Annotated in this window: 9 protein-coding genes; 6 read left to right on the top strand and 3 right to left on the bottom strand. The window is 60.6% G+C overall.

Annotated elements, in window-relative coordinates:
- Positions 1-12: 12 nt before the first annotated feature.
- From ACRZ94_RS16080 to ACRZ94_RS16055, 6 genes are all read left to right on the top strand, one after another.
- On the top strand, positions 13-1,734 hold the full coding sequence (locus ACRZ94_RS16080) for a glycerol-3-phosphate dehydrogenase/oxidase (protein WP_480655103.1): 1,722 nt from the start codon (positions 13-15) through the stop codon (positions 1,732-1,734).
- Positions 1,725-2,567, top strand: coding sequence for a class I fructose-bisphosphate aldolase (locus tag ACRZ94_RS16075; RefSeq protein WP_480655102.1), 843 nt, complete (start codon positions 1,725-1,727; stop codon positions 2,565-2,567). Before ACRZ94_RS16080 ends, ACRZ94_RS16075 begins: the two co-directional genes overlap by 10 nt.
- Positions 2,560-4,065 carry an FGGY-family carbohydrate kinase gene (locus ACRZ94_RS16070; protein WP_480655100.1) on the top strand — a complete coding sequence of 502 codons (1,506 nt, stop codon included), beginning with the start codon at positions 2,560-2,562 and terminating at the stop codon, positions 4,063-4,065. The genes ACRZ94_RS16075 and ACRZ94_RS16070 overlap by 8 nt, the downstream gene beginning before the upstream one ends.
- A gap of 41 nt (positions 4,066-4,106) precedes the next feature.
- Positions 4,107-5,720 (top strand): GMC family oxidoreductase, encoded by a 1,614-nt coding sequence (locus tag ACRZ94_RS16065; protein WP_480797819.1) that lies wholly within the window; start codon positions 4,107-4,109, stop codon positions 5,718-5,720.
- A gap of 108 nt (positions 5,721-5,828) precedes the next feature.
- On the top strand, positions 5,829-6,785 hold the full coding sequence (locus ACRZ94_RS16060) for a sugar-binding transcriptional regulator (RefSeq protein ID WP_480797818.1): 957 nt from the start codon (positions 5,829-5,831) through the stop codon (positions 6,783-6,785).
- Between the two features lie 213 nt (positions 6,786-6,998).
- Positions 6,999-8,459: a coniferyl aldehyde dehydrogenase gene (locus tag ACRZ94_RS16055; RefSeq protein WP_480797817.1), complete on the top strand. Its 1,461-nt coding sequence runs from the start codon at positions 6,999-7,001 to the stop codon at positions 8,457-8,459.
- 28 nt (positions 8,460-8,487) lie between these two features.
- Here the strand turns inward: ACRZ94_RS16055 and mgrA are convergent, their stop codons facing one another.
- The 3 genes from mgrA to ACRZ94_RS16040 all read right to left on the bottom strand — a co-directional run bounded on the left by mgrA (position 8,488) and on the right by ACRZ94_RS16040 (position 13,062).
- A complete protein-coding gene (mgrA, locus tag ACRZ94_RS16050; protein ID WP_480655093.1) occupies positions 8,488-9,555 on the bottom strand; it encodes an L-glyceraldehyde 3-phosphate reductase in 1,068 nt (355 codons plus the stop codon).
- Positions 9,556-9,658: 103 nt separating this feature from the next.
- On the bottom strand, positions 9,659-12,610 hold the full coding sequence (locus tag ACRZ94_RS16045) for an NAD(P)-dependent oxidoreductase (RefSeq protein WP_480797816.1): 2,952 nt from the start codon (positions 12,608-12,610) through the stop codon (positions 9,659-9,661).
- 194 nt (positions 12,611-12,804) lie between these two features.
- Positions 12,805-13,062: a DUF6525 family protein gene (locus ACRZ94_RS16040; RefSeq protein WP_480655089.1), complete on the bottom strand. Its 258-nt coding sequence runs from the start codon at positions 13,060-13,062 to the stop codon at positions 12,805-12,807.
- Positions 13,063-13,081 lie beyond the last annotated feature (19 nt).

Here is a 13,081-nt window from a genome sequence, read left to right as displayed (position 1 = left end):
AACGGGATCGTCATGTCAGACCAAAGACAGAAAAACCTGACAAAACTGCGTGGCGATGCGGTGTTTGATGCGGTCGTGATCGGCGGTGGCGTCAACGGGATCGGTGTCTATCGCGAGCTGGCTTTGCAGGGGCTGCGGGTGCTGTTGGTCGAGCGCAATGATTTTGCCTCGGGCTGCAGTGCGGCCCCGTCCCGAATGATCCATGGCGGGTTGCGCTATCTGGAAAATGGTGAGTTTGATCTGGTGCGGGAATCCCTGCGCGAGCGTGACGCGCTTTTGCTGAACGCGCCGCATATGGTTCAGCCCCTGCCGACGGTGATCCCGATCACTTCTGTCTTTTCGGGTATGTTCAATGCAGCGGCCAGTTTCTTTGGCTGGCAAGGCAAACCCTCAAGCCGGGGGGCGGTGCCGATCAAACTGGGCCTTTCGCTATATGACTGGGTGACGCGCAAACGGCGTGTTCTGCCGAAACACCATTTCAACAGCGCTGCGCGCACGCGACAGGACTGGCCCGAGCTGACCCCCAAAGCCACGCGGTCGGCGGTTTATTACGACGCGCAGATCACCCATCCTGAACGGCTGTGTCTTGAGATGATCCGCGATGTCGAGGCCGCCGAGCCAGAGTGCATCGCGCTCAACTACGCGGAAATGACCAAGGTGGGCGACAGCTATGCCGTCACCGACCGACGCAGCGGTCAGGCGATGCGGATTGTACCCAAGGTGATCGTGAACGCCACGGGCGCCTGGCTGGACGACACGACGCGCGACCTGGGGGGTGCTGTCAATGAGCAGATGGTTTCGGGCACCAAAGGCTCGCACCTGATTATCGACAACCCGGCCCTGTTGCAGGCGCTTGGCGGGCATATGGTTTACTTTGAGAACACCGATGGGCGCGTCTGCATCGTGTTTCCCTATCAGGGCAAAGTTCTGGCCGGATCGACCGATATTCGCGTCGACAAGGCCGCGCGGGTGCGGTGTGAGCCGGAAGAGGCCGACTATATCCTCGGATCTCTGGGCCTTGTCTTTCCCGGCGTTGAGATTGCGCCGGATCAGGTGGTCTTTAGCTATAGCGGCATCCGACCCCTGCCGCGCAGCGATCAGGACTTCACCGGGCGGATTTCGCGCGGCCACGACACGCGTCGGTTGGACGGGGACGTGCCGCAATTCTGCATGGTGGGTGGCAAATGGACCACGTTCCGCGCCTTTGGTGAGCAGACGGCGGATGAGGTGCTGGCCGAGCTGGGGAAACAACGGAAAACCACGACCCTTGGGCTGGCTATCGGAGGAGGGGCGCAATTCCCCGACAACACAGCCACCCTTCGGAAAAGGCTGATGGATGAGTTCGGCATCTCAGCCGATCGTGTGCAGCATCTGATCGCGCATTACGGCACGCAGGCCAGAGATGTGGGGCGGTTCTGCCAGACAGCGCCGGACGCGCCGTTGGATGAGGGCTGCCCATATACCGAGGCCGAGATCGTTTGGCTGATGCGCACCGAATTTGTGGAAACGCTGTCGGACATTGTCCTGCGGCGCACCGCGCTGGCCATCACGGGCCAGATTTCAGCGGCTCTGCTGGACAGGTTGGGCGGCATGTTCGCCAAGGAACGCGGCCTCAGCCCGCAAGAGATCACCGATCAGACTCAAACCCTGATCCATGAATTGTCCGAGTTTTATGGCGTGTCCGCCGAGGCTCTGACCGCACGAAACAAGGAACGGAGAACAGAATGCGCGTAAGCACCAAGGCCCGGATGAACCGGATGTTTACCAATGGGGGCTGTCTGGACGTGGCGATTGACCACGGGGTCTGCAACGAGCCCAGCTTTATGGTCGGGCTTGAGGATATGGCAGGCGTGATGGACACGCTGATCGGGGCCAAGCCGGACGCGATCCAATGTGCCTATGGTCAGGCCGACCTGCTGCAATCGCGGCCCGAAAAGGACAAGCCCGCGCTGGTGATGCGGATCGACATGGGCAACCCCTATAACGATCAGCGCCACCGGGTCATGTGGTCGATGCTGCAAAACGCGGATGAGCCGATCATCGGCGCGCTGGAAATGGATGCAGCCGCCGTGGTGGTGAACCTCTTCATGCTGCCCGATGAGCCGGAACTGTTCCGCCAATGCGTCGAAAACATCAGCAAGGTGCGCGCGGCCTGTCACAAGTACGGGATGCCGTTGATGATTGAACCTCTGGTCATGCTGCCCAACGATGTGCGGGGTGGCTATCAGGTGGATGGCAATGCGGAAAAGATCGTGACGCTGGTGCGTCTGGCCTCGGAAATGGGGGCGGATATTATCAAGGCGGATCCTACTGAGAACCCCGAGGATTTCCACCGCGTGATCGAAGCTGCGCGCGTACCGGTTCTGGTGCGCGGCGGCGGCAAGGAAGACCTGAAGAACGTGCTGATGAAATCCGCCGCCCTGATGGCGCAGGGCGCGCAGGGGATGGTCTATGGCCGCAACATCTATCAGCATGACAACCCCAAGGCCGTGGTGGCGGCGCTGATGGCGATGATCCACAACGGGGCCAGCGGCGAAGAAGCGTGGGACATCTATAACCGTGGCTAAGAACGGGTATATTCTGGGACTGGATGCGGGGAACACGGTCATCAAGGCCGTGCTCTTCGATCTGAACGGGCAGCCGGTGGCGATGCAGGCGCTGGACGGGCAGTCCTCGACCCCGCAACCGGGGCATGTGGAACGTGACCTGAACGAGCTCTGGTCGAATGCACGGCAGGTGATCGCCGGATGTATCGAAGAGGCCGGGATCACGCCTGATCAGATCATCGGCGTCGGCTGTGCCGGGCATGGCAACGGGCTGTACCTGCTGGACAAGGCGGGTGCGCCCTTGGTGGGCATTCAATCGCTGGATACCCGCGCGGCTGAGATGGCCGGGGAATTGTCCGAGGCTGCAGGCGATGCGCTGCATGCGATCTGTCTGCAAAAGCCGTGGCCATCGCAAACTCCGGTTCTGCTGGCCTGGATCAAACGACACCGGCCCGAGATTTATGCCCAAACCGGCACGGTTATGCTGTGCAAGGATTTCATCACCTACAAACTGACCGGTGAGCGGGTCAGCGACATCTCGGACATGTCGGGCTGTGGCCTGACGCGCATGCCGGACGGTACCTATGATGACGGTCTGCTGGCCCTGTACGGTCTGGGCGATGCTGGGGACATGCTGCCCCGGCTGATCGACCCCGCAGATATCGCCGGAACAGTCACACCCGAGGCGGCAGAGGCCACGGGTCTGGCCGCAGGCACACCGGTGATCGGAGGCTATTTTGACGTGGTGTCCAGCGCCATGGGCTCGGGCGTTGTCCGTGCCGGAGAAGCCTCGATCATCGCAGGGACCTGGAGCATCAATCAGGTGTTCTCGGACGCGCCTGCCGTCAATGACGACCTGTTCATGGTGTCAGGCTTTGGGCCAAACCGGTTTGTGAACATCGAATCCAGCGCCACATCGGCGGCAAATCTGGAATGGTATGTGCGCGAATTCGTCGAACGCGGCGCGCACCACGATGACCCGTTCGGCTATTGCAACGCCAAGGTGGCCGAGGTCACCCCCGCATCGGATGATCCGTTCTTTCACCCGTTCCTTTATGGTTCGGGGCAGGGGGCCGCGTTCCGGGGCGGGTTCTATGGCCTTGCGGGCTGGCATGGCGAAGGCCACATGCTGCGCGCCCTGTTCGAAGGCGTACTGTTCGAACATCGCCGCCATGTCGAGGTTCTGCAGGCCGCAGACGTTCGTTTTGACCGCGCTGTCCTTTCGGGTGGCGGATCGCGCAGCCCGGTCTGGCCGCAGATGTTTGCCGATTGTCTCGGTGTTCCGATCTATGTGGCCGAGGCGCAGGAGACCGGCGCGTTGGGCGCGGCCATCGGGGTCTCGGTGGCGACGGGCACTTACGGGTCCTACGAAGAGGCGATTGGCCAGATGACCCGCCGCAAATCCGAGTTTCTGCCAGATGCGGCAATGCAGGCCCATTATGACACGCGATACGCGCAGTATCTGGCTTTGATTCAGGCCATGCGCGGGTTTTGGGATAGCGTTCCAAAGGCGGATTAAGTGTATATTCGCGCCAGCGCAGCAAGAAAGACAACAGACCAATGACAGACGCCCGCAAACTTGATGGGGAATACGACTATATCATCGTCGGCGCAGGCACCGCCGGGTGTGTTCTGGCCAACCGCCTGACCGAGGACCCCAAAACGCGGGTGCTGCTGCTGGAAGCGGGCGGGTCGGACAATTACCACTGGGTGCATATCCCGGTGGGATACCTCTATTGCATCGGCAACCCGCGCACCGACTGGATGATGAAAACCGCGCCCGAGCCGGGGCTGAACGGGCGGTCTCTGGTCTATCCGCGGGGCAAGGTTCTTGGCGGCTGCACCTCGGTCAACGGCATGATCTACATGCGCGGACAGGCGGCGGATTACGATCACTGGCGGCAATTGGGCAATACCGGCTGGGGCTGGGATGATGTCCTGCCTTATTTTCTGAAATCCGAAGATCACCACGCGGGCGACAGCGACATGCATCGCGGCGGTGGTGAGTGGAAGGTGTCCCGACAACGCGTGCAATGGGACATTCTGAAAGCTGTGCAGGACGGGGCCAAAGAGTTCGGCATTCAGCCCCGTGCGGATTTCAACGATGGCAGCAACGAAGGCACGGGTTTCTTCGAGGTCAACCAACGCAACGGCGTGCGCTGGAACACAGCCAAGGGTTTCCTGCGCCCCGCAATGAAACGCCCCAACCTGCGGGTGTTGACCCATGCTGAAACCCAATCGCTGTTGTTTGATGGCAAACGGGTGACGGGCGTGTGCTTTGTGCACAAAGGCACCCGGCATGAGGCGCGGGCCGGGGCCGAAGTTCTGCTGGCCGCAGGGGCCATCAACTCACCCAAGATACTGGAGCTGTCGGGGGTCGGGCGCCGCGACGTTCTGGCCGGGCATGGGATCAATGTTCACCATGAAAGCGCCGGCGTGGGCGAAAATCTGCAAGACCATCTGCAAATCCGCACCGTGTTCAAGGTTCAGAATGCCAAGACCTTGAATACGATGGCAAATTCCTTGATTGGAAAGGCGAAGATCGCGCTGCAATATGGGTTGACGCAATCCGGCCCGATGTCGATGGCGCCCAGCCAGTTTGGCATATTCACCAAATCCAATCCCGATCTGGCCACGCCGGACCTGGAATACCACGTGCAACCTTTGTCCACGGACAAGCTGGGCGATCCCCTGCACCCATTTCCGGCCATTACTGTCTCGGTCTGCAATCTGCGGCCCGAAAGTGTGGGGACATGCCATATTCAGGGGGCTGAGGTACAAACCCAGCCCGACATTCGCCTCAATTACCTGTCGACCGACAATGACCGGCAGGTCGCCGTAAAATCTGTACGTCAAGCCCGCCAGATCATGACGGCGAAAGCGCTGCGGCCCTATCAGCCCGAAGAGATCCTGCCGGGTCCGTCGATGGATACCGAAGAGGACCTTGTGAAAGGTGTCGGCGATATTGCCACCACGATCTTCCACCCCGTGGGCACCTGCAAAATGGGCTCGGATGCCAATGCGGTGGTGGACACCGATCTGAAAGTGTACGGTCTGACGGGGCTGCGTGTTGTGGATGCCTCGATCATGCCCAAAATCGTTTCGGGCAACACGGCATCCCCGGTGGTGATGATCGCTGAAAAAGCGGCGGATTTGATACGCACCGGGCGCTGATCCGGCGTTTTCCCCGCGTCTGCAGCTGAATTCCGCGCTATACCTATTGCGTGATTGAGTGCTAGAGCCTTTTGCGGCCCCGACCCAGCGCAGAAAGGATAGCCAGAGTTGAACGCCAGCGGACCCGATCCTGACACATTGCGCCTGATTGCCCGTATTCTGACCCTGCATTTCCAAGAGGGTCAGTTGCAGGCCGAGATTGCCAACAGCCTCAAACTGTCGACAGCCAAGGTGAACCGGCTGATCAAACAGGGGCGCGAGATGGGCATGGTCGAGTTTCGCATCCACAGCCCGTTCCAACGCCTGTTCGATCTGGAAAACCAGATCAAGAAACGCTGGCCTTTGTCTGAATGTCTGGTGGTCGATACGGTGACTGAAAACGCCGACACGACTTTGGATTTGGTCAGTAAAACAGCGGCGCAATACCTGCAGAACATCCTGAGGGATGAGGACGTACTGGCGATTTCGGGCGGCAAAACACTGAGCGCTTTGGCCGGCCACCTGCAATCCGGTGCGGCGACGTCGAATATCGTTGTGCCGATGACCGGCGGTGTGCAGGGACAATATTATACAGATGTGAATCATATCGCCACCCGGATCGCCGAAGGGTTGGGGGGAACCGCGATCCTCATCCACGCACCGCTGCATGCTGATACACAGCGAGAGCGCGACATGCTTTTGTCCGTGCGTGCGATCAGCGATGTGATGGACATGGCGCGGGCGGCGAATGTCTCACTTATGGGTCTTGGAGCGGTTGTCGGAGACGGCGCAACGTATTATCGCGCGCATCCCATTCCCGAGGACCGCCGTGCCCAGCTGTATCAGGATGGCGTGCGGGCCGAGTTGCTGGGGCATCTGGTGGATGGGCAGGGTGTGTTGTGTGACAACGCGCTGAATTCGCGGCTGGTGAGCCTTCCGTTAGAGACAGCCCGTCAAATCCCTGTTCGAATTGGTGTTGCGGCGGGACCTGCCAAGGTGGAACCGGTGCGCTCTGTCCTGAACGGGGGGCACCTGACAGCGTTGGTGATCGATGACGTGATGGCGCAGGCGGTGCTCCGGGGTTAAGACATGCCCTAAGGGCGATCAGGTTTCCGCAACGGCAGGGTTGCCCCGCTCCAATCCAATTGTCAGGCTGGTATGTACAGAACATCACTCGATCGTCGAGGGTAGAGTGCGGATGCACCGGTCAGCACCTGACCGATGCGCACCTGCGCCTGTTCAGCTGTTCTTGGAACGTGCCAAATCCCCCGACCCTCGCCCTGAACCGGAGGCCGATCCATGTCCGCACCCCATTTGTCACCTGTCGAGGCACACCTCCCCGATCTTGACGCGCTGTTGCTGGCGCAAAAGCAAGCCTTTCTTGCGGATCCGATGCCTGATCACGCAACGCGTATTCGGCGGTTGGACAAGCTGCATAACGCAGTTCTGGACAACCGGGACCGTATAATAGCGGCCTGTAACGCGGATTTTTCCAACCGCGCATCCGCCGAAACCGAACTGGCCGAGATCATGCCTGTGTTGGATGGTATTGCGTATTATCGCAAGCGTCTGCGCAAGCTGATGAAGCCGCAACGTCGTCATGCGCCTTTGACGGTTTTGCCTGCCAAGGTTGAGGTCCGCTATCAGCCTCTGGGTGTTGTGGGGATTGTGGTGCCGTGGAATTTTCCCTTTTTCCTTGGGCTTTCGCCACTGGTGGGCGTGCTGGCCGCGGGGAACCGGGCGATGATCAAGACCTCAGAATTTGCACCGCAGTCAGGTGAGGTGCTGAAAGACATCCTGAGCAGCATTTTTTCCGAGGAAGAGGTGGCTGTCGTCACCGGCGGGGTTGAGGTCGCGACCGAATTCACCAAACTGCCGTTTGACCATCTGGTGTTTACCGGCTCGACTCAGGTTGGCAAGATCGTGATGCGGGCCGCCGCCGAAAACCTGACCCCTGTGACGCTGGAATTGGGCGGCAAGTCCCCGGCGATCATCCATGACGACTTTCCGCTGGATGAGGCCGCCCGCAGGATCGGCTTTGGCAAGGGGTTCAACGCGGGTCAGATTTGCGTGTCGCCCGACTATGTTCTGTGCCCGCGCGACAAGGTGGATGCCTTTGCGTCCGAATTCGCGCAGGCGATGCAATCCGCCTATCCAGACCTCAGGGATAATGACGATTACACCGCCATTATCACAGACCGGCAGAAGACCCGGCTGGAAGGATACCTGAAAGACGCCGAAGAAAAAGGCGGGCAGATCATCACGATCAATCCAAAGGATGAGGCATTTGAAGGCACCCGGAAGATGCCGCTCTCACTGGTGTTGGGGGCGGATGCGTCGATGCTGGTGATGCAAGAGGAAATCTTTGGCCCGATCCTGCCCGTCATCCCCTATGACACGCTGGATCAGGCGATTGCCTTTGTGAATGACCGCCCGCGCCCCTTGGCGCTGTACTACTTTGACTGGGACAAAGCCCGCGCCGATGACATTCTGGCCCGCACCCATTCGGGCGGCGTTTGCGTGAACGACACCGTAACGCATGTGGGTGTGGATGACATTCCCTTTGGCGGCATCGGCCCGTCAGGCATGGGGCATTACCACGGAGAAGAAGGATTTCGCACCTTTTCCAAAGCCAAGGGCGTTCTGCGCAAGGGCAAGTTCAACGCCACGGCTCTGGTTGCGCCCCCGTGGGGCAATTTCATGTACAGACAACTGATGCGCCTGCAGGCCATCCGCTTTCGCCGTCGCAAGATCGACTAGGGGCAGCCAACGACCTGCGGGATCAGCATCATTCGGTTTCCGAAGACTGCGCCCACAGGTTGATGTCTTCTTCGGCGCTGATCTCATCGATTTTGGCAAGCTCGTCTTCGGTGAACTCAAGATTGTCGACGACGCCAGCGCAATCAATGATCTGCTCAGGCCGTGAGGCTCCGATCAAGGCGGTTGTCACGCGCCCGCCTCGCAAAACCCAAGCCAGGGCCATCTGAGCCAGGGTTTGCCCGCGCGCCGCAGCCATATCGTTGAGCGCCCGCACCGAGGCCAGAGAGCGTTCGTTTATCATCCCGTCCAGCAGGGATTTTCCCTGCGTGGCGCGGCTGCCATCGGGGATCTGGCCCAGATATTTGGACGTCAGAATCCCCTGCGCCAAGGGTGTAAAGGCAATCGACCCGACCCCAAGATCATCCAGCGTATCCAGCAGCCCGTCATGTTCGACCCAGCGGTTGAGCAGGTTGTAAGAGGGCTGATGGATCAGGCAGGGCGTGCCCAGTTCGTTCAGGATTTTCACCGCTTCGCGCGTGCGTTTGGAGTTATAGCTGGAAATGCCGACATACAGCGCACGGCCCGACCGTACGATATGATCCAGTGCGCCCATCGTCTCTTCCAGCGGGGTGTCGGGATCGAACCGGTGGGAATAGAAGATATCCACGTAATCCAAACCCATACGCGCCAGCGACTGATCACAGGATGCGATCAGGTATTTGCGCGATCCCCACTCGCCATAAGGTCCGGGCCACATGTCGTAACCCGCTTTGGATGAGATGATCAGCTCATCCCGATACCCGGCCAGATCGGTTCTTAGGATTTCTCCAAAGGCGGTTTCGGCGGAACCGGGAGGCGGGCCATAGTTATTGGCCAGATCGAAATGCGCGATACCGTGATCAAACGCGGTCCGGCACAGGGCGCGCTTGACCTCATGCGGGGTATCGCCGCCGAAATTGTGCCACAGCCCAAGGCTGACGGCGGGCAGTTTGAGGCCGGATTGCCCACAGCGCCGATAGACCATCCGGTCATAGCGGTCAGGGTCCGGGCGGTAGGGTATATTGGCGGGTTTGGGCGGTCGCTGCGGTTTTGTCATGGGCGTATCATCGCCGGAACGGAATAGTTGTCAAATCAACTAAATTAGAGGCCCCCGCCAACAGCGATTGGCAGGGGCGCATCTTAAGCTGAAACGCCTTGGATCAGGCGAAACCGCCGACCAGACCCAGCGTGTCAAAGTCGCGGCGCAGGGTGTTGGACGCCAGCGTCAGTGCTTCGCCGTGGCGTTCGATCAACTCGGCGCGGCGGGCCGCGTCGCGGGTTGTATTGATGGCACCCCAGATGGCGGCCAGCGTTTCGATATTGTCGCGCAGGCGTGCCAGCGTCTCTGCATCCGATGCGGCGGCTGAGATATTGGCCGCCGACACTTTGCCCACACCCGGCACGGTCTGCGGACCGCCGCTGGTGTAGCCCTCGGGGATGTCGCCCTTGCAGTTGATCACCTTGCGGTAGCGGATGGCCGACAGGATCTGATCAACGGCCTGCTTGGCCCCCTCCACGCGCGAGGTATGCTCGGTATCCGCGGCGGCATGGGGCAGCAGCTCCAGACGGCCGGGGAAGGCGTCGATCAGCGGGCGATAGGGGACCATCGGGCCGAACAGGCTGCCATCATCGGCCACGAACAGGTCGGCGTCGATGGCGGCATAGCGGACCTTGCCGCTGTCCATTGCCGCGTGCAGGGCGTCGGCATCCACGACCTCGCCCCGGTCATAGTTGACCAGAACCGCGCCATCGTTCAGCGCGTTCAGAACCGAGGCACCGACCAGGCCGGCATTGGCAAAAGTGCCATCCGTGCCCTTGGCCCCCAGACCGGTATGGGGCGACAGAACGTCGGCACCGGCTGCGGCCTCTTCGGGGGTGGTAGCGTAGATGAAGCCTTCGGATTCGATCCATTTGCGGTGATGTTCGCGGGCATAGATCGCAACGCTCATGCCAAAGGCTTGACCCAGCTTGGCGACCTCGCGGCCGATATTGCCATAGCCGATCACACCCATCCGTTTGCCTTCCAGCTTTTCGGTCGGGTAGTCGCGCAGGTGCTTGCCGGTGTCAAAGTCGCCTTTGACCACGCGGTCATGCATTTCCTGAACGTCCAGATCGGGCAGAACACGCAGCAAGGCTTTCATCGCTGTTTGTGCTGTTGCGCGGCTGTTGAAGCTGGGTGTGTTCATCAGCGGTGCAGCCCCGCCGGTGCCGTCTCCACCACCCCAGCAGGCGCAGGCCATGTTGCCGGTGCCCGCGCCGATCCGCACACCGCCCTCGGGGAAGGTGGCGTTTTCAGGGAAGAAGGTCGCTGCCGCGATCACCGCGTCATATTGGTTGCCGCAGCAGGCTTCGGTCAGTTCTTCATGCGTCGAAAGATCGGGCAGGTAAAAGAAATGCTGTCCCGCAGGCAGGTCTGAGCCATCCCAGCCGCCCAGAGTGAAGGTCGCGCCCTGCGATTCCACATAGGCTTTGACCTCGGACGGGTCGGGTTGACCATCCGCTCCGAACTTCAGACCCACCAGATCGGCGACCAGAATGCGGTAGGCGCGGTTCGGGTCGTCCTGACGAGCGTTGGCATCCGCCACGGTGCTGGGGTCGAACGTGGTGCCTTGGGCGGCCAGTTCTTCCTCAAGCACAACGATCTTGGCGCGGTGATAGGCGTATGAGATATTCTCAAGCAGCAGGTCAATGTCGCTGGTTTCGCGAATGCCGCCGATCCAGGCGCGATAGTCGCCCGGCGTGCCGGGGAAGGCGTTGACATAGCGCGCGGCGTCCAGGCCGGGTTCATAATCGCCATTGGGGTGGGTCAATCCCTCATACCCCAGCAGCTGTTTCGAGCGCGCGATGATACGCGCGTGCAGATCGGGGTCGGTGATCCCCGGATCATTCACCGCCAGCAGGGTCACCGCCGCGCCGCGCTTGTCGGCGTTGGCCACACCCGCCACCAGCAGATCCTGCCCGGCTAGCCAATCATCCAGGCGCTTACGGTTGGTGGCCGACCGCTGGTTCATCACCTCGACCGAGCCGATCAGGCGCTCGACGCGCAGCAGGCAATAGGTGGTTTCGGCAAAGGCCAGTGACGAGAAGGTGTTGATCACACCGCCGGTCATCTTGTTGGCACCGGCATCGTAGAACGGGCCGAGGCCCACGGTTTTCTCACCGGTCAGCGGTTTCTTGGCATCCGTCGGCACCACCAGTTTCAGCTGGCGTGCAATCGCCCAGGCCGGGTTTTTCTGGTTGTCTTCGATCAGCTGCATCGCCGCCGGGTTGAACGACGCCAGGAAATAGCCCGAAACACCGCCGATCGCCTTCTGGAACGGGGTAAAGATGCAGCATTTGGTCATGAACGCCTCAACGACCGGCTGGCTCCAGGGCATTGCGCCCAGCATCGAGGTCGCGTCGATCATCGCATGGCGGTTCGGCGGGTCGCGATCCAGCCAGTCCAGCAGCGACTTTACCTCTTCCTCGGTATAAGTGGTGGCGCCGGTGGTCTCGTGACCAACGCCCACGAACAGCGTCACGCCCATCGCCTCAAGCGCGTCCGCAGAGGGGATCGCGCCTTCAGCACCTGCGAAGATCACCTTGTCTGCGTTGCCATTGGCGGCGAATTGCTGCAGCTCAAGGATTTGCGTGCCCCAGCTTTGGCGGAAAAACCCACCGGCCTTGGCGTCATCGGATTCCGGTTTGGGCGTGTCGACGAACAGTTTCTGGCCGTCCAGATTGGGGTTCATCAGGTGCATGATCGCAACGGTAAAGCCGCTGTGACCGCCCCCCAGACCCACGGCCATCGGGTTCGCCTTGGGGAAGCCGAAATAGCGATGGATGTGGTGCATCATGTCCAGCAGGATCGCATCCGCCGGATAGCCGCGATGCATCGAGCGGCCGATCTCGGCCGTGGTGAACGGGCCCAGATCGTTGCCCTTGTCGTCCAGCTTGCGATAGGTCCGTTCCAGCCAGCGGTCGAACTCAAAACGGTTTTGGCGACCATCCACTTCGTCTTTGATGACATCCGTGATGGGGCCCACACCAAAGAAGGGATTTACTGTGCGCTGCGGGGCACCGTTTCGGGTTGCGTCAATTGATGCGTCGCGCTGAGATTCGAAGTCGCTCATGTCGGTTTCCTTGAGACCGCGTGTTTCCTTTAGTGTACGTTCTAAGAGGAAAAGAAACACTTGGCCCTTTGGATTTGCGACTTAACAGATTCAAACAGCGTCACCCTTTCGGAAAGCTCGCATGTCGTCGTGCCATCCCGCGCACGTGCAGGACTATGCGACATCGGGGCTGGAGATGAGACCCCGGTCAATTTCTAGGCGACGATTTGATGAGGGCGGTCTTTTGCCAGCTGCACCGCTTCGAGGCGGCGCAACTCGTCCAGCGCATGCTGTTGATCGCCGGTCCGGGCCAAAGCGCTTTTATAGGCCCTTAGAACCGAACGCGGACGCCAGGGCAGCGCGGCCTGGGCGACCCATTCGCGCAAGACCGGCGGCAGGCGGTCATAGTCGCGCATCGGATCCTCGCGCCGCCGCCGTCTGCGCAGTTTGGTCTGGCCTAGATTGCGTCTCATGCTTGCGCTCTTATCCCGG

The sequence above is a fragment of the Ruegeria sp. CH10 genome (assembly GCF_056537125.1).
This window is presented reverse-complemented; position numbering and strand designations above follow the sequence as displayed.

Bases quoted from the DNA above. Each gene is read 5' to 3' on its own strand.
- ACRZ94_RS16065 (WP_480797819.1), top strand. From the start codon at position 4,107: ATGACAGACGCCCGCAAACTTGATGGGGAATACGACTATATCATCGTC.
- ACRZ94_RS16040 (WP_480655089.1), bottom strand. From the start codon at position 13,062: ATGAGACGCAATCTAGGCCAGACCAAACTGCGCAGACGGCGGCGGCGC.
- ACRZ94_RS16055 (WP_480797817.1), top strand. From the start codon at position 6,999: ATGTCCGCACCCCATTTGTCACCTGTCGAGGCACACCTCCCCGATCTT.
- ACRZ94_RS16080 (WP_480655103.1), top strand. From the start codon at position 13: ATGTCAGACCAAAGACAGAAAAACCTGACAAAACTGCGTGGCGATGCG.
- mgrA (WP_480655093.1), bottom strand. From the start codon at position 9,555: ATGACAAAACCGCAGCGACCGCCCAAACCCGCCAATATACCCTACCGC.
- ACRZ94_RS16045 (WP_480797816.1), bottom strand. From the start codon at position 12,610: ATGAGCGACTTCGAATCTCAGCGCGACGCATCAATTGACGCAACCCGA.
- ACRZ94_RS16075 (WP_480655102.1), top strand. From the start codon at position 1,725: ATGCGCGTAAGCACCAAGGCCCGGATGAACCGGATGTTTACCAATGGG.